15 protein-coding genes and 5 pseudogenes are annotated in these 15,458 nt (G+C 30.4%); 14 read left to right on the forward strand and 6 right to left on the reverse strand.

The annotated features are described in order from the left end of the window. Positions 1-35 precede the first annotated feature (35 nt). The 4 genes and pseudogenes from ACWPVO_RS09040 to ACWPVO_RS09055 all read right to left on the reverse strand — a co-directional run. Positions 36-1,118, reverse strand: coding sequence for a virulence RhuM family protein (locus ACWPVO_RS09040; protein WP_454207936.1), 1,083 nt, complete (start codon positions 1,116-1,118; stop codon positions 36-38). Continuing rightward, entirely contained in the window at positions 1,111-1,593 is a 483-nt protein-coding gene (locus ACWPVO_RS09045) for a hypothetical protein (protein WP_454207938.1), read from the reverse strand. The genes ACWPVO_RS09040 and ACWPVO_RS09045 overlap by 8 nt, the downstream gene beginning before the upstream one ends. An 8-nt stretch (positions 1,594-1,601) precedes the next feature. Further along, positions 1,602-2,147: an ImmA/IrrE family metallo-endopeptidase gene (locus ACWPVO_RS09050; protein WP_454207940.1), complete on the reverse strand. Its 546-nt coding sequence runs from the start codon at positions 2,145-2,147 to the stop codon at positions 1,602-1,604. Positions 2,148-2,155: 8 nt separating this feature from the next. After that, positions 2,156-2,539, reverse strand: a pseudogene (locus ACWPVO_RS09055) (helix-turn-helix domain-containing protein); the annotation flags it as partial. A gap of 205 nt (positions 2,540-2,744) precedes the next feature. Here ACWPVO_RS09055 and ACWPVO_RS09060 point away from each other — a divergent pair. From ACWPVO_RS09060 to ACWPVO_RS09115, 12 genes and pseudogenes are all read left to right on the forward strand, one after another. Continuing rightward, positions 2,745-3,266, forward strand: a complete 522-nt coding sequence (locus ACWPVO_RS09060) for a hypothetical protein (protein ID WP_454207969.1) — start codon at positions 2,745-2,747, stop codon at positions 3,264-3,266. Positions 3,267-3,535: 269 nt separating this feature from the next. Further along, on the forward strand, positions 3,536-3,946 hold the full coding sequence (locus ACWPVO_RS09065) for a sigma-70 family RNA polymerase sigma factor (RefSeq protein WP_264350333.1): 411 nt from the start codon (positions 3,536-3,538) through the stop codon (positions 3,944-3,946). A 537-nt stretch (positions 3,947-4,483) separates the two neighbouring features. Further along, positions 4,484-4,612: a hypothetical protein gene (locus ACWPVO_RS09070; protein ID WP_454207942.1), complete on the forward strand. Its 129-nt coding sequence runs from the start codon at positions 4,484-4,486 to the stop codon at positions 4,610-4,612. A gap of 62 nt (positions 4,613-4,674) precedes the next feature. Beyond that, entirely contained in the window at positions 4,675-6,495 is a 1,821-nt protein-coding gene (locus tag ACWPVO_RS09075) for a recombinase family protein (protein WP_454207944.1), read from the forward strand. 37 nt (positions 6,496-6,532) lie between these two features. Next, positions 6,533-6,805, forward strand: a pseudogene (locus tag ACWPVO_RS09080) (transposase); the annotation flags it as partial. Between the two features lie 398 nt (positions 6,806-7,203). Then, positions 7,204-7,683 carry a Csac_0668 family 2Fe-2S cluster-binding (seleno)protein gene (locus ACWPVO_RS09085; protein ID WP_050150156.1) on the forward strand — a complete coding sequence of 160 codons (480 nt, stop codon included), beginning with the start codon at positions 7,204-7,206 and terminating at the stop codon, positions 7,681-7,683. 306 nt (positions 7,684-7,989) lie between these two features. Next, a complete protein-coding gene (locus tag ACWPVO_RS09090) occupies positions 7,990-8,328 on the forward strand; it encodes an SdpI family protein (RefSeq protein ID WP_040541567.1) in 339 nt (112 codons plus the stop codon). 682 nt (positions 8,329-9,010) lie between these two features. Further along, a complete protein-coding gene (locus ACWPVO_RS09095; protein WP_454207947.1) occupies positions 9,011-10,309 on the forward strand; it encodes an ATP-binding protein in 1,299 nt (432 codons plus the stop codon). 88 nt (positions 10,310-10,397) lie between these two features. After that, positions 10,398-10,694, forward strand: a pseudogene (locus tag ACWPVO_RS09100) (23S rRNA (uracil(1939)-C(5))-methyltransferase RlmD); the annotation flags it as partial. Positions 10,695-10,862: 168 nt separating this feature from the next. Then, positions 10,863-11,480: a class I SAM-dependent methyltransferase gene (locus tag ACWPVO_RS09105; RefSeq protein WP_454207949.1), complete on the forward strand. Its 618-nt coding sequence runs from the start codon at positions 10,863-10,865 to the stop codon at positions 11,478-11,480. Positions 11,481-11,537: 57 nt separating this feature from the next. Next, positions 11,538-12,050, forward strand: coding sequence for a hypothetical protein (locus tag ACWPVO_RS09110; protein WP_412622449.1), 513 nt, complete (start codon positions 11,538-11,540; stop codon positions 12,048-12,050). A 751-nt stretch (positions 12,051-12,801) separates the two neighbouring features. Then, positions 12,802-13,194: a hypothetical protein gene (locus ACWPVO_RS09115; protein ID WP_454207971.1), complete on the forward strand. Its 393-nt coding sequence runs from the start codon at positions 12,802-12,804 to the stop codon at positions 13,192-13,194. Here the strand turns inward: ACWPVO_RS09115 and ACWPVO_RS09120 are convergent. Continuing rightward, positions 13,132-13,283: pseudogene (locus ACWPVO_RS09120) on the reverse strand (relaxase); the annotation flags it as partial. The gene ACWPVO_RS09115 and the pseudogene ACWPVO_RS09120 overlap by 63 nt on opposite strands. Before the next feature lies 1 nt (position 13,284). Further along, positions 13,285-13,640, reverse strand: a pseudogene (locus ACWPVO_RS09125) (plasmid mobilization protein). A gap of 414 nt (positions 13,641-14,054) precedes the next feature. Between ACWPVO_RS09125 and ACWPVO_RS09130 the strand changes: the two are divergent. Further along, on the forward strand, positions 14,055-14,666 hold the full coding sequence (locus ACWPVO_RS09130) for a TetR/AcrR family transcriptional regulator (RefSeq protein WP_454207951.1): 612 nt from the start codon (positions 14,055-14,057) through the stop codon (positions 14,664-14,666). A gap of 17 nt (positions 14,667-14,683) precedes the next feature. Further along, on the forward strand, positions 14,684-15,265 hold the full coding sequence (locus tag ACWPVO_RS09135) for an MptD family putative ECF transporter S component (protein ID WP_072470056.1): 582 nt from the start codon (positions 14,684-14,686) through the stop codon (positions 15,263-15,265). Positions 15,266-15,458: the final 193 nt, after the last annotated feature.

Consider the following 15,458-nt stretch of genomic DNA (forward strand, 5'->3'; position numbering starts at 1 on the left):
GCTATTAAAGTTATAAGCATTAAGCGTATATTAAGTTATTCTTCTAATTTTTTAGTATCATTTTCTAGTTCTAAGAACTTATCAAAATCACTTTTGTAAAGTCTATCTTGTATAATTCTATATTTTTCAAACTCACTCTCTGCGTGCTTTTTAGCAAGAGCTGCAGACACTTTTCCTGCATCGTTTAAGATTTCTTTATCCCATAATTGTAAAAATCCATTTAATCTTTTTTCCCAATCTTCCATAGTCATAGGGATATGTCTTTCTGCTTGTAGTTCTGCCATGTCCAAATATGATGAAACAATTCTTTGCATTTGATTTAATTCTTCTTCATTTAGATAATTTTTTGCAACAACTACATCATATTTATGAATTTTTGAATCTGGAGATCCTTCCCAAGTAGTAAGTCCCATATTTTTAGTTTTGTGGTTGGCTCTATCTACAATTAATTCAGCTGCAGTTTTTCCATGAATTGCATAGTGCAATTTGTTTTGAATAGCTGCAAAAAATCTTTTTGTTGCTTTTGCAGATGGATCATAATCTAAAGATGTAGCATAAATATCTGTGATTTTTTGATAGAATCTTCTTTCAGATAATCTAATTTCACGAATTTTTACAAGTAATTTTTCGAAATAATCCTTGGTAAGTTTTGTGCCAGAATTTTTGAGTCTTTCATCATCCATTGCCCAACCTTTAATTGTAAAATCTTTTACAATTTGGTTTGCCCACTTTCTAAATTGGACGGCACGTTCATTATTTACTTTAAAACCTACTGCAATAATTGCTTGTAAGTTGTAGTGTTTTGTTTCTCTTGAAACATTTCTAGAACCTTCTTTTTGAACTATTAAGAAATTCTTAATAGTTGCTTCTTCTTGTAATTCATTGTCATCAAATATTTTTTTTAAGTGCTGATTTATTGCTGCAGTACTGACATCATAAAGAGCTGCCATCATCTTTTGAGTAAGCCAAATATTTTCATCTTCATATCTAATTTCAATAGCTTCTTGATCATCACCATTTGCTGCAATAAAAGTCAAGTATTCAGCAGCAGATGATCTAATTTGAAGTTCCTTTTTATCATGATTTTCGTCTTTATTTTTATCCATTTCTTTACTCATAATTTCCTCCATGTATAAATTTCATTCTACCTTTAAACACTGGAATACTAATCAAGAATACAATTACATAATGTATAAAGGAATTTATCATCATACTTTTTGTTATTGGTAATTGATGATAAGTTTGACCTATTATTTTAAAAGCGGCTAGAGTGTTTGTTATAAAATCTAGTGCCAACCATAAAGCAACTGATGATCCTATAAAAGCAATTATATAGTTTAAAAACCTGCTAACCTTTGGTAGCTTTTGATTTATTAAAACTAGCAATATTCCATAAATTATTACTACTGTAATTGAAAGGGGAATAGCTAATTTGTTATCTAGTTTATCTTTTATGGATATATAAAATCCTAAACCTACAACTATAAAATCAATCAAAAATGCTGAGATTTTTACAGAGTAGGTAGAGATGAGATAGTAGAAAACTATTCCAGAAAGGATTAATAAAAAATATCCTGCAATAAAAATTCCCATAGAGTCTCCTAATAATCATCATGTTCAGGGCGATAGTTTTTAAGAAAATCTCCCTGAGGTATATTAACATTAACTGGTTTATTAAACTTTCCCATTTTTGCTAACTCAGAAATTTTTAGATTTAGTAAATTTATATCTACGCCTAACTGTCCAGCGATTTCATAATCACAAACTTGATCATTGATATTATCTAGGATATCTTCATCACTTATTAATAAATGAGCTGCAAAAATATTAGCTTCAGTTTCAAATTTATTTGTAGGATTTAGTACTGTTTGGTCATGAAAAGCTCCGCCGCTCATACAATAATCTCTGTGAAGTTGATCGTGACCTAATTCGTGTGCTAATATAGTCTTTCTATTAAAATTTGTGTTGCTACTGATAAAAATAAATCTGTTCCTTTGAATATAATGATACATTCCTAAAAGTATTTTTGTTTCAGGTAGATATACCAGGTTAATATTCAAAGCTTCTATTAATTCGATAGGATCTCGTGTCTTATATTTTTTTATAAGTCGATTAACCTTATCATATATATAGCGATTCATGCTCATAAAATCACCTAATCTTTTTTCTTACGACCGTATTTCTTGTTTTCTCTTTTAGCCTCCCAATAAGCACGAGTAATAGCTTCAAAAGCAGCATCTTTATCTTCGTCAGAAATTTCTCCACCAGCAAATAAAGAGCTTAGACCTTCAGTTAATGCTCTAGCTTTTTCTAATTCTCTTTTGCCACCAATGTTATAAACTCTATTTAAAAACTCGTCACTTTCTTCTAGAAGGTAATTGTAATCACAGTCCATAACTTCAGCTATTTTTTTGTAAACCTCGACATCTCTTGGGTATCTTTCTCCGTCTTCATAATGTACAAGAGTTCTTGTACTTATTCCTATCATCTTTGCAAAATCTGCTTGACTTAACTTTTCTTTTTCACGAAAATCCTTTAATCTATCCGCAAAGCCATAATTTTAACCTCCTGTACTAATATGCATTTATAACTTTTAATACGAACAATAGTGCTTGAATTATTTTTCTGTTTGAGATATAATACAAACTGAACTTATATACACATTATAGCGCAAACATTCAAGTTTGTAAATAAGTTGTATTGGGGTGATTAGATTGAGAATAAGTAAAACTTTAAAGAATATAATGAACATGTATGCAGATAGCAACTTGAAATTTGAAGAAATCAGTTCAGCTGCAAAACTTATTTTAAGTTTATATAGACAAGTTACCTGGGCAGTAGATAGCAGGGCAAATTTTATGATGTTTGAAAGTAAAGAAAACTATGGATCAACTTCAGAATCTGCTTACCTGTATCTTTCTACATTTGCTCCAGAAAGAGTTGAAGAAAAGTTTAATAATAGAGTTTCCAATGTAATGGATAGTAAGCTTATGCTTTTAATAATTTATGATGCCTGTGTTAGGCTAAAAGTTTATCCAGAATATGGAGTAATTTATCATAAGATTATTTATAACTACTACATCTCTGAAAAAAAGATTACTGATGAAACTTGTATGAGAATTGTATCTTTAGAGAGAACTGTTTATTATCAAAGAAAAAAGGAAGCAATTGCATTGGTTGGTGTAATAATTTGGGGATATACTTTACCAACTGCTATTAGTCAACTTGAAGACGGTCGTAGCATTGAAGAAATAATGAATATATAAGAAATTAATTTATGACGAACTGATTGCGTACTATTTCCGAATGAAAAAAGTACCATATACGAATTTTATGTGTACTTAAGTGCATATATAATATCCATGATGGGTGATTTGTACCTAAATTTAATATTGGCATTCATTGACTGAAAGAATTTATTTTCTTTCGGTCTTTTTTTATGCCCAGGAGAATATATGCAAAGAAATAGAAGTCCTCCTTGTGTGAATTTCATTTTCAAACAAAAGAAATTCATGTCAACAAGGAGGAAAAATTAATGGACAAAGAATATTATTTATTTGTAGAAGGGAAGAAAGTAGTTGTTAGCAAAGAGGTATATCTTGCTTATCATAGTGAATTGAATAAAGAGAAATATCAAATGAGAAGAGACAGGTTAAATAACTGTTTCTTTTTTTGTTCCTATGATCATGATGGTAATTTTGAAGAAAATTTAGAAGATCTGGAATTTGATGTTGAAAAAATTATCGAAACAAAGGAAATGATTGAAGAAGTAAGAAGAGCTATTTCTAAACTCAACCCTGTTGAAAGGGATTTGGTAGAAAGTCTTTTTTATAAAGAAGAAACAATTAGAGAAGTAGCTGCTAAATTGAATATTTCTCATCCAGCCGTTATTAAAAGGCGTAATAAAGTCTTAGAAAAACTAAAGGAAATGTTGGAAAACTTTTAGATGACAGTTGCCAAGAGGGTCTAATTTTCACTGTTACTTATACAGTGTGAATTGGACCTTTTTATTTAACCAAATTTATTTTTGAAAATTGGTTACCAAGAAAGACTTCTTTTCACTGTTAAGTATAAGAGGGTAATTTTAAACAATTTTGTTTCATCAAGATAAGTATTTTCTGATGGTCAAATTTAAAAAAGATTAATAACTCTCGATAAATTTTGAACCTTAACAACTGAATAGACCAAGACAAGACGTTAATCATTTTTGGAGCGTAATAACCTATCCGCCAAGATCTTTCTGCTGAATAATTCGGCAAAACAAGTACTGCTAAGCTAAAAGCAAGGGAAAAAGAAAGGGAGCGATAAGTAAGAGTTTGAATATAGGGAGGGATACCCTATTCGCTATGAAGAAAATGAGGATAATGATACTTCTAAGGTTGAAGCCGGCTCATCCTGAACAGAGGCGGAGGTGAGATTCCTATGTTGCTAATCCAAAGCACTTGTCAATGTCAAAAAACTTAAATTTACATAGGAGGTTATTATGAAAGCAATAAAAGTTTATAGCATGAGAGTTGCTATGTTATGTAGACTTTATGATCTTAAATTAATTAATGATAAGGAATATACAAAAATAAAAAATAGAATAGAAAATGATTATAAGAAGAGATAGAAAGTAGTTAATCTTGTGATATAATAACACTGTAGAAAGATACAAAATGGGAAGGAGGTAAAATGAATACTAAAGTAAAATTAATAAAAGCTTCAAATACAGGAGCTAGAAATAGAAATGCACTACATTTAGATTTAAAACGTGTTGCAGCATATTGTCGAGTTAGCACTGATAGTAAAGACCAACTTGAATCATATAAATCGCAAGTTGATTATTATACGAATCTAATAAAAAATAATAAAAACTGGACTTTGGCTGGTATATACGCCGATGAAGCAACTACAGGAACAACTGCTACTAAAAGAGCAGATTTCATGAGGTTAATAAGTGATTGCCAAAATGGAGATATAGACATGATAATTACTAAATCTATATCAAGATTTGCTAGAAATACATTAGATACCTTAAAATATGTAAGACTATTAAAGGAAAACAATGTTGGTGTAGTATTTGAAGAAGAAAATATAGATACTTTGACAATGGATGGAGAGTTACTATTAACAATATTAAGTTCAGTAGCTCAACAAGAAGTAGAAAATACCTCAGCCCATGTAAAAAAAGGACTGAAAATGAAAATGGAAAAAGGGGAACTTATTGGTTTTCAAGGTTGCCTTGGATACGACTATGACCCTATAACAAAAAGTATCTCTATAAATGAAGAAGAAGCTAAAATTGTCAGATACATCTTTAAAAGATATTTAGAGGGCAATGGTGGCTCAGTCATTGGTAGAGAACTAGAAGAGCAAGGATATCTCACCCCGAGAGGTAAAACAAAATGGTCTGATACTACAGTGTTAGGAATAATTAAAAATGAAAAGTATATTGGAGATATACTAATGGGAAAGACCTTCACAGTTGATCCCATAACAAAAAGAAGACTAGCAAACTTTGGTGAATCTGATAAATACCACATTGAAAATCATCACGAGCCAATTATATCAAGAGAAGATTTTGAAAAGGCACAGGAGATTAGACTCAGGAGAGCACAAAATAGAAACACCATTGCTAATAAGGATAGAAAAAGAGAGAAACTATCAAGGCAATACGCTTTTTCAAGTATGCTGGAATGTGGATTTTGTGGTGAAATACTTTCAAGAAGAACATGGCACACTAGTTCAATTTATAAAAAAATTAACTGGCAATGTGTAAAGTCAACTAAAAAAGGTAAAAAATATTGCCCTCATTCAAAGGGAATACAAGAAGCAGCAATAGAAAAATCATTTGTTGAAAGCTATAGGCAATTATGCCATGCAGATTCAACAATAATAGATGACTTTTTAAAGATTGTTGAAGAAGAAATAAATGATAATACTTTAGTCAAAGATTTGAAAAAGTTAGAAAACCAATTAAACAGAATCATTAGTCAAGAAAGAAAGTTAGTTGATCTTCATTTAGAAGATAGTATAGACGAAGAAGTTTATGCTAAAAAGTATAAAAAACTTACAAAACAAAAAGAAGAATTACTTGATGAAAAGAAAACACTGGAACTAACGATAAAAGATGAAGACTCTATTAAAGAAAGATTAAAGCAATTTAAAAAAGTCTTAGAAAATAAAGAAATTATAGAGGAATTTAACAGAACAGTATTTGAAAGCATAGTTGATAAAGTTGTGGTTGGAAGAATTGACAAAGACGAAACAGTTCATCCATATGACTTAACATTCTATTTCAAAACAGGGGTTAAAGATAGTCAAGATTCAAATAATTTTAAAGATAAAAGAAAAAATGCCAAAGACAATGACAGTGATAAATTGTGCTCCCACAAAAATGACGAGGATAAAAAATTATGTTCCCAATCAAAAGACAACGCACTGCGAGACGGTAGCTCTGTTGTCCAAACTAAATACAGAACATCATTTAGATATAGAAATAGGGGAAGATGAATTATCTGAAATTGACTTTTCAAAAGACGCAACTTACAGAGGAAGAAAATTTAAAAATATAAAAATAGAAGAAATATTAAAGGTATTTGGGATAAAAAGATCGCTAAGTAAAAAAGGAAGCCCATATGATAACGCAGTAAGCGAAGCAGTCAATAAAGTAATGAAGACAGAATTCATATATCAGGAGAACTTTACTAATTTCCAAGAACTTAATCTAAAATTAGCAGAATACGTATATTGGTATAATAACCTAAGAATTCATGGATCTTTAGGATATAAAACACCAGTAGAATATAGAAAAGCAGAATAAAAAGCTCTGGAAGTTTCATAAATTAAATAAAATATATGAACAGACTGTCAAGGGCAAATTTCAACGAAATTTGGGCGAAGCCTTTACCTGTGATTGTCTGAGAATATATTTTATAATCTAAAGAAACTTTCAAGCTTGATAATGTTCGGTTATAAATTGTCTAAAAAAGGGTTGCCATTCCATGTATTTGGGTTCATTAGAAGAATGCCGAGCAATGGGTAACATGACACTGATGTGTTTATACACAAAAAAGCTACACGTGCGTTGGCTGACAACAGGGAGCTAAGTAAATTAACACCAGCTAAAATGTTTGACGCTATTAATAAATGACAAGTATATGAAATTGGTTTTACCTAGTTTAAAAAAGAAATTATAATGAAAATATGGAGGCTAAGAATATGAAGATTAATAATGAATGTTGTTGTGGATGCAAAACAGAAAAGCCGGATCAAATTAAAGACAATTGTCCTGTATGTAATAATGAAGGGATTTCCGTTAGTAAAGTAACTGTTGAACATCTAGTGGTAGATGATTATCGTAATGCTGTTAACGGAGATCAATATAAGATTTGCATGAACGAGGACTGCGACGTTGTTTACTATAACTTAGATAATGAAATAAAATTCTTGAAAGACCAAGTTAGAGTTCCTATCTGGTTTAAGAAAGATGCAGATCCTAAGTATGCTTGTTATTGTAGCGAAGTCACAGAAAATCAGGTAATTGAAGCAGTTGTAAAGCATGGCGCGAAATCCGTAAAAGAAGTAAATGCCATCACTGGGGCAATGAAAAATCCTAATTGTAAAGAAAACAATCCGTTGGGAGTTTGTTGTCATAAGATTATTCAGGAAGCTATCGATAAAGGCTTGAAAATGAAATAATTACAGTCGATATGTTCCTACAAACGAGAGCCAATCTTTGATATGTTCCCATTTACGAGCGTGGATATGTTCCCCATAACCATAGGGGTTGAAGCCCTAACCCTATTGGTACGAGATTCGCACAGCGAATTGAAGTAGCAATAGAGAGGTAGGTCTCATGCCAAGAATCTCCAAGAGAAGCGGCCGTCAGAGCGCTTCGATTGGTAAGATTCGACGGCGGAGGATTTGTTTTTTGTCAAGAAAATAAGATTATAGGTTATAATAGTGTTGAAAGTAGTAGCCTTTAGGATTTTTAGAGGGTTTTGTATGAATTTTGAAAAAATTGTAATTAGTTTATTACCTATAGCAGGATTGTTTTTGTCTTTCTTTTATAAGTATAAAGCAAATGGAAATATCAGTAAGTATAGTGGATTTAGAACAGAATTAAGTATGAAATCAAAAGAAAACTGGAATTATGCCCATAAGTATGCAGCCAAACTTTTGCGCATATATACTATATTTTTTATATTACTAAATATTATTATAATATTTAGTAATAGTCTAACTAATACAACTATGACAATCATAGTTGTATTGCAAATGCTATTCTACTTCATCATTGGATATAAAGTTAATAATGCTTTGGCGAAAAAAGAAAATAGTTAGAATCTATTAAGAATTAAAAAAAGATAAAGTTATGTATATTGAAAATAAAAAAATAAACCAGTAATACAAGGTGACGATGTTGAGTATATGAGTGCAGTGTTAATTCTTATAATTTTAATTGCTAATGCAAATGTTGTATGAACAAAAATGTAAATACAATTCTTAATGCTAATGTAATGGCGAAGGTAAGCGGTGGCTTCAATGACAAATTAACAAATTAAAAAGATCATAGTTTATGATGAAAATCTTAAAGTAATATTTAAATCTTCAGTTGAAGTTGAAATAGAAAATTGACAGGGATAAAAAGTAAATATACATTAGAAATAACAGTACCCGACACGCCTCTTAACAATGCGAACCAAGTCGGGTCTTTTGATTGCAAAAAATCCCCGCCACATATGGCAAGGGCTTGTTCCAAAAGTATTATATCTTAAATATAAGAAAATAGGACACGAACAAGTGCTTGAATAAAAATTGGATAATTACTTGAATGGATTGTGGATAATTACTTGAACACAAGCTGGACAAATACGTGAATGAAAATGTTAAACACTAATTTAAAAATATGTCCGATATGGAATTATTTTTAAATAGATTTGAATTATATGATTTTACACTTTATAATATACTTAGATTAAGTTCCAAAACGGAAATAATTCTAAATAGATAGAGGTGTAGGTTTATGGAAATAAAGCGTGATTATTATTTAGATAAATTAATACGAAAAAAAGACAATGGGTTCATTAAGATTATTACAGGAATAAGAAGGAGCGGTAAATCTTACTTGCTTAATAAGCTATTTTATAATCATTTGCTTGAAAGTGGAGTAGATAATAAACATATTATAAAATTTGCCTTTGATTCAGGAAGAGATTTATTAAAAATTGACGAAGATTTAATGGATTTAGATGTACTAAGCGGTGAAAGATTAGTAGATCCTAAAAAATTTTTAGACTATATCATGAGTAAAACGAATGATAACGATAAATTTTATATCCTCTTAGATGAAGTTCAATTGCTTAAATCTTTTGAGCAAGTCTTAAATGGATTTTTGCGTCAAAACAATTTTGATGTCTATGTTACTGGGAGTAATTCTAGATTCTTATCTAAGGATGTCATTACTGAATTTGCAGGTAGGGGTGATGAGATTCATATTATGCCCCTTGTATTTTCTGAATTTCTTCAAACTTATGATGGCGACAAAGAAGATGCTTTTGCTGAATATCAAGTTTACGGCGGTTTGCCAGCTGGAGCTTTAATGAAAACAGATGAAGATAAGATGAATTATCTAAAGGGGCAACTCGAAAATGTATATTTGCGAGATATTGTTCATAGGTATGACATACGCTTAACTTCTGAACTAGAAGACTTACTTAATATTTTAGCATCAGGAATTTCAAGTCTTACGAATCCAAGTAAAATAGCTTCAACGTTTAAGTCCATAAAAAAATCTAAAATTTCTGCAAATACAATTGATAAGTTTATAGGCTATTTTGAAGATTCTTTCATCTTAAAAAGAGTATATAGATATGATGTTAAAGGGAGAAAATATATAGGAACGCCTTATAAAATATACTTTGAAGATGTAGGGTTGAGAAATGCAAGATTAAACTTTAGACAGATAGAACCAACCCACCTAATGGAAAATATCATTTATAACGAATTAAGATATCGTGGCTATATGGTCGATGTAGGAATGGTCATTAAAAGGGAAAATATTAATAATAAAGATATAAAGAAACAGCTGGAAGTTGATTTCATAGCCAACCTTGGAAATAAAAGATATTATATTCAATCTGCATATAGCCTCCCTTCCATAGAAAAAATAAATCAAGAAAAAGCATCCTTGTTAAACATTGATGACTCTTTTAAGAAAATAATTATCGTGAAAGATCGAATAAAACCATTTTTAGATGAAAATGGAATACTCACTATTAATTTATTTGACTTTTTGTTAAACAAGGAAAGTTTAGACTTATAATGTATAACTTAACTTATTCGTTATGGATATATTCCAACATACGAGGCTTCCCTAAAAATTAAATTTTATCTGTGCTGACCACTCAAGCCACTGCGAGATAGTAGCACTTTTGTCCAAACTCGATTTCGATAAACATAAAAATATTTAAATTGAGCTGGATGAGCTTGATTTGATAAGTGCTGAAAGTAAGGCAACATATGCTCAAATCAAAGAATATGTTTGAAATAAATATGAATTAAAAGTTCCGTCATTATATATTGCACAGATAAAAAGGAAATGTGGAATAGAATTACGAGAACATTACAACAAGTCTAAAAAGGAGAAAAAAATTATTCCACAGTGTACACCTGAAAAAGAAGAAGCCATCATGGATGCTTTGAGATAATTCAAAATGATTAAATATAAAAGAATGACAGCATATGACTTTCTGCATTTATGACATTCCTACTTGGGATAGGAACAGTTATTATTCCTCTCTTACGAGGTATGAATTAGAAAATAGGCTCAATATAAAGATTGATAGGATCCTTTTTATATTTAAAGGAGCGTTGAAATGATTGATAAAAGCAATAAAAAATTTTGGGATAAATTTGCTAAGCTATATGCTCCTTTCATGAAAAAAGACAAAGGAGTATATGATAAAGTATGCGAATACATTCGTCCTCATTTGAATAAAGACATGGAGGTGCTTGAACTCGCTTGTGGATCAGGACAATTGTCGTTTAGTCTTTCCAAGCATACGAAAAGTTGGATCGGTACAGATTTCTCCGAGCAAATGATTTTAGAGGCTAAAAAGCGTGGGGAATACGAAAATCTTTCATTTGAAACAGCCGATGCTGTAGCATTATCCTATTCGCATGAAAAATTTGATTGTGTTTTAATTGCTAATGCACTTCATATTATGCCTAAACCGGATGAGGCAATGAAAGAAATATATAGGGTGTTAAAACCGAATGGAACTTTGTTCGCCCCCACTTTTCTATGGAAAGAGGGAAAGCAAAGAAAAATGATAAAAAGGTTGATGTCTATTATAGGATTTAAGATGTATCAAGAATGGGATAAAAAGGAATTTGAAGATTTTATTAAAGAATATGGATTTTCAGTAGTTGAAATGAAATTGGTATATGGAGGTCTTGCACCGATTGGTGTGATGATTGCATATAAAAAGTAATATTAAATTGTTATTTACATAGTAATATGAACTTAAAAGCAAAAGGGAGATGATTTTATGGATTTAGTACAGGCAATCCTTGTCGGAATTGCTATAGCAGCTATTTTTAACGGTGCAGTGGCTTCTTTGGTACTTATTAATCCAAGATTCTTTTTGGATTCTTATCCAAAGGCTATCCAAAAAATAGCTCCGAAACAAATGACAAAGCAAGAGAAAAAGATAAACATGACACTTACTATCATTATTGTGGGAGTTTGTTTTATTTATTCAACAATAAGCATTTTACATTCAGGAATCGTTGGCTTTTGGAATATATTTTGGATGGGATACATTCAGTGGAGTATATTAAATATAGGAGATTTTTTGTTATTGGATTGTCTCTTATTTCAAGGAAAATATAAAGAAAAGATAGTTATTCCGGGAACAGAGGGACACAAAGATTATGAGTTTAATAATTGGATGAAACATTTGGCAATTCGAGAACATTTTTTATTAGTTCCATTTTTTCTTGTACCAATTATAGCTACAATTCAAGCTTTGTTTGTTGGCTTTTTAGGAAGATATATTTAGAGTTGCATAAAAATTTAATAATTTTATAAGAGATACCATAAGAACAGTAAATCAAATCGGTTTACTGTTTTTTCTTTGCTCAAAATTAGAAAGAAAGGTGCAACATAGTCAAGTATATGGACACAATTTTTAAATACTTCTTTGCAGCTACACCATAAATATAATGTAAAATAGCCGAATCAAAAAAACTGTGATTGAAACAGAAAAATATGATAGACCTTATAAAATCAATAGGTTTTGTGCATAAAGATACGACGGTAGGAGCAGGTGTTGGTGGGCTTGATTGCTTCGTCCATGCCTCGTAGCATGGCGAGGCGATTGCCCTTCTTACAAAAAGCTAAGGACTTGATCATGCCAAGAATCTCCAAGAGAAGCGCCCACCAGGGTGATTCGATTGGCAAGATTCGACGGCTGAGGCGATTACACTTTTGACCAAACCTGATGTGATAAAAATCTAAATGTTGAAATTGAGGTGGATGAGTTTGGCTCGATAGGTATCTAAAGTAAATCTACTTATGCACAAATCAAGGAGTATATTTCAGAAAATTTGATTTTAAAGGTATCAGCATGATTGCACAGATTGATAAAGTGTATGAGGGAGCATGATAATAAATCGAAAGGGAAGATGAAAACGATAATGAAACATCTTGGAATAGCACTGGTCTTAATAACTATTTTGTCATTAACTGCATGTGTTAGTAATAAAAAAATAATTCTACCCAAAGCCGAGGAAGTAAAAGAAATTGAAATCATGAAAAACACTTCAGAAGATCGTTTAAAAATTGAGAACCAAGATGAGATATTCGGCATAATTGCTGATATTGAGGAAAATACCAAAGATACTGCAAGGGAAGTGTTAACGATCAACCTACAAATATTAATGATTATCTTATCGTTAAATTCCATCACAAAAATGCAGATGATAGTCCAAGCGTTGACTATTTATATAAAGGAAAAAACAGATCAATTAGATTTATTTAACAGACACTGTCTGGCAAATTATAGACAAGGAAATATTAATCATGTGAAGTGGAATTATTCTACTTCTTTTTTTGTTTCAAAATATGCTATAGAATATGATCTTTCGTGTTTTCATAAATTGAATATGGGCAGTAGACGGATGACATTTGAATATAGATACTAATATTTTTTCATCAGTTTTTCCCTCTTAGTTATGTAATATATTGTCGAATTAAGAGTTGATTTTATAGGATGTATTTTTGTAATTGCCATATTAATCACCAGAACTTTCTTTTGATTTATTAAGAAGTAGGGAATGGATCTGCCATATTTTTCTTGATAATTTTTCTATCTGTTTATTCATTGATTCAATTTCATTTTTGTAAATAACACCAGTTGTATTAGTAGCTTTTGCAATCTGGTTTATATTATTTGTTGCATTTGAAAGCAGCTATTGTAGGTTTCTAAATAGTTCTAAATCTACAACATAAATATCTTTTTCTAATACACACTTTCTAAGAAAGTGGGACATAGTTTTGCAGTTTGCAAGTTTCATTTTCTTTTAAAAACTTCCTTTTCTTCCTTTGTCAGTTTAATTTCTATTCTTTCATTTCTAAATCTATTTGCCATTTTATTCTCCTTTATAAAATATATTTCGGGGTCTTAGGGTTCTCCCTAACAAGGTAAAAATTAGCAGTAGACTTCTACCAATCACTAAATATATTAGCTCTTGGGAAGTCCTTGCATAGCACCTACCAAATACTCAAGTAAACTTTCGTGTGGTTAGGTGCATAAAAAAATGGAGCATGCCATAAAGGTCTGCTCCATTAATTTTTTCGTAAGTGTCCGTACACTTACTGTGCTTGCTATTAAAGTTATAAGCGTTAAGCGTTTTATTAAGTTTTATTAATTATACCGCATTTAAATAAATCAATTAAGAAGTATACGGTAGAGTAGAGCAAAATTTATAATTTGATTGATATTGAAAATACTTTTCAATTAAGCTATAATAAAAACCGAGGGATACCTCGGGAAAATTAATGGATGAAAGGAGATCTTTTATTGAAGGACAAGGAATTAAAAGTTGGTCAAATAAGAAAAAAAGAAATTCGAGATGCTGCAATGAGATGTTTTTTGAACAAAGGATTTCAGAATACAACAATGGAAGATGTGATTAAAGAAGTTGGCATGAGTACAGGTGGTGTCTATCATCATTATAAAAGCACAGCTGAAATGCTTAAAGATTTAATGCTTGATGGAAATCAGTATAGAAATAATTTAATTGATAATTATTTAGAAGCTCACATAGGTCAAGATAAATATGAACAGATGAGTGAAATTTTAGTGGATAAATGTCTACCAGATACTGATATTACTAAGGTTTATTCTCTTTTATTACAATCAAAAAAATATAATGAAGATTTAGAGAAGATGTTTCAAGATTTGAAAACAGAAACAGTAAATCAATTAGATTCAATATCTGATAAATTAGGAATTGATTCAAAGATTTTTGAAGATGGTTTTTTAGTAAATTATATAAATGGAATGATATTAAGCTCGCAAGTTCTTAATGCAAGAGATTCATATGATGAGAATAGGAAATATCTAAAAGATACAATTTTAAATTATATTTTAGATTTAGAAAAAAATAGATAACTAAGGAGGTTTTAGAAATGAATAAAAAATTAGAAGTTAGAGATTTAATTAATGTTGGTTTGTTTGCAGTACTTGGGTTTATTTTTATGCTAATAGGCTCATTTACAGCTATGGTTCCTGTTTTGATGCCAATTGTTCCCTTAGTACAGGGAATTTTAGTTGGACCTAGTAACATGCTTTTTTCAACAAAAATTAAGAAGCCAGGAATGCTTTTTATTCAAACAATGCTAATATCTTTAGCTTATGTCATCATGGGTCATGGTCCATGGGCACTTTTAACAGGAGCAATTGCAGGATTTATTGGAGAAATAATATTAAAATCAGGCTCCTATGACAGTAAAGGAAAATCTAGATTAGCATTTTCTTTTTCAAGTCTTTGTACTTTAGGAAACTATGTTCCGATTATCATCTCAAGAAATGAGTATGTACAAGAGCTTTTAAATCAAGGTTATAAGCAAGAATTTATTGACACCATGATGAAAGTTATGCCTGATTGGATTTTAATAGTCATGGCTATTTTAGGATTTATTGGTGCTTTTGTAGGTTGTAGCTTAGGAATTGTGTTTTTGAAAAAACATTTTTCAAAAATTGGTAAGTAAGAATTAGGGAGCGGGTTATTAGATATGATAAGGATAGATTTTAGAGCAAAATTATTTTTAATGATGGTTATTTCTTTTATTATGACAATTGGAAATATTCAAAGCCTAAATCCTATATATTATGTATTAATATGTATGCTCCCTACTTTTTTATTATTTTTATCTGGAAATATAAAATCCGGGATTAAATCAA

The sequence above is a fragment of the Peptoniphilus sp. Marseille-Q6390 genome (genome assembly GCF_965119475.1).

Excerpts from the sequence above, each read along its gene's own strand:
- ACWPVO_RS09040 (WP_454207936.1), bottom strand. The coding sequence starts at position 1,118 with ATGAGTAAAGAAATGGATAAAAATAAAGACGAAAATCATGATAAAAAG.
- ACWPVO_RS09045 (WP_454207938.1), bottom strand. The coding sequence starts at position 1,593 with ATGGGAATTTTTATTGCAGGATATTTTTTATTAATCCTTTCTGGAATA.
- ACWPVO_RS09050 (WP_454207940.1), bottom strand. The coding sequence starts at position 2,147 with ATGAGCATGAATCGCTATATATATGATAAGGTTAATCGACTTATAAAA.
- ACWPVO_RS09060 (WP_454207969.1), top strand. The coding sequence starts at position 2,745 with ATGAACATGTATGCAGATAGCAACTTGAAATTTGAAGAAATCAGTTCA.
- ACWPVO_RS09065 (WP_264350333.1), top strand. The coding sequence starts at position 3,536 with ATGGACAAAGAATATTATTTATTTGTAGAAGGGAAGAAAGTAGTTGTT.
- ACWPVO_RS09070 (WP_454207942.1), top strand. The coding sequence starts at position 4,484 with ATGAAAGCAATAAAAGTTTATAGCATGAGAGTTGCTATGTTATGTAGA.
- ACWPVO_RS09075 (WP_454207944.1), top strand. The coding sequence starts at position 4,675 with ATGAATACTAAAGTAAAATTAATAAAAGCTTCAAATACAGGAGCTAGA.
- ACWPVO_RS09085 (WP_050150156.1), top strand. The coding sequence starts at position 7,204 with ATGAAGATTAATAATGAATGTTGTTGTGGATGCAAAACAGAAAAGCCG.
- ACWPVO_RS09090 (WP_040541567.1), top strand. The coding sequence starts at position 7,990 with ATGAATTTTGAAAAAATTGTAATTAGTTTATTACCTATAGCAGGATTG.
- ACWPVO_RS09095 (WP_454207947.1), top strand. The coding sequence starts at position 9,011 with ATGGAAATAAAGCGTGATTATTATTTAGATAAATTAATACGAAAAAAA.
- ACWPVO_RS09105 (WP_454207949.1), top strand. The coding sequence starts at position 10,863 with ATGATTGATAAAAGCAATAAAAAATTTTGGGATAAATTTGCTAAGCTA.
- ACWPVO_RS09110 (WP_412622449.1), top strand. The coding sequence starts at position 11,538 with ATGGATTTAGTACAGGCAATCCTTGTCGGAATTGCTATAGCAGCTATT.
- ACWPVO_RS09115 (WP_454207971.1), top strand. The coding sequence starts at position 12,802 with ATGAAAAACACTTCAGAAGATCGTTTAAAAATTGAGAACCAAGATGAG.
- ACWPVO_RS09130 (WP_454207951.1), top strand. The coding sequence starts at position 14,055 with ATGAAAGGAGATCTTTTATTGAAGGACAAGGAATTAAAAGTTGGTCAA.
- ACWPVO_RS09135 (WP_072470056.1), top strand. The coding sequence starts at position 14,684 with ATGAATAAAAAATTAGAAGTTAGAGATTTAATTAATGTTGGTTTGTTT.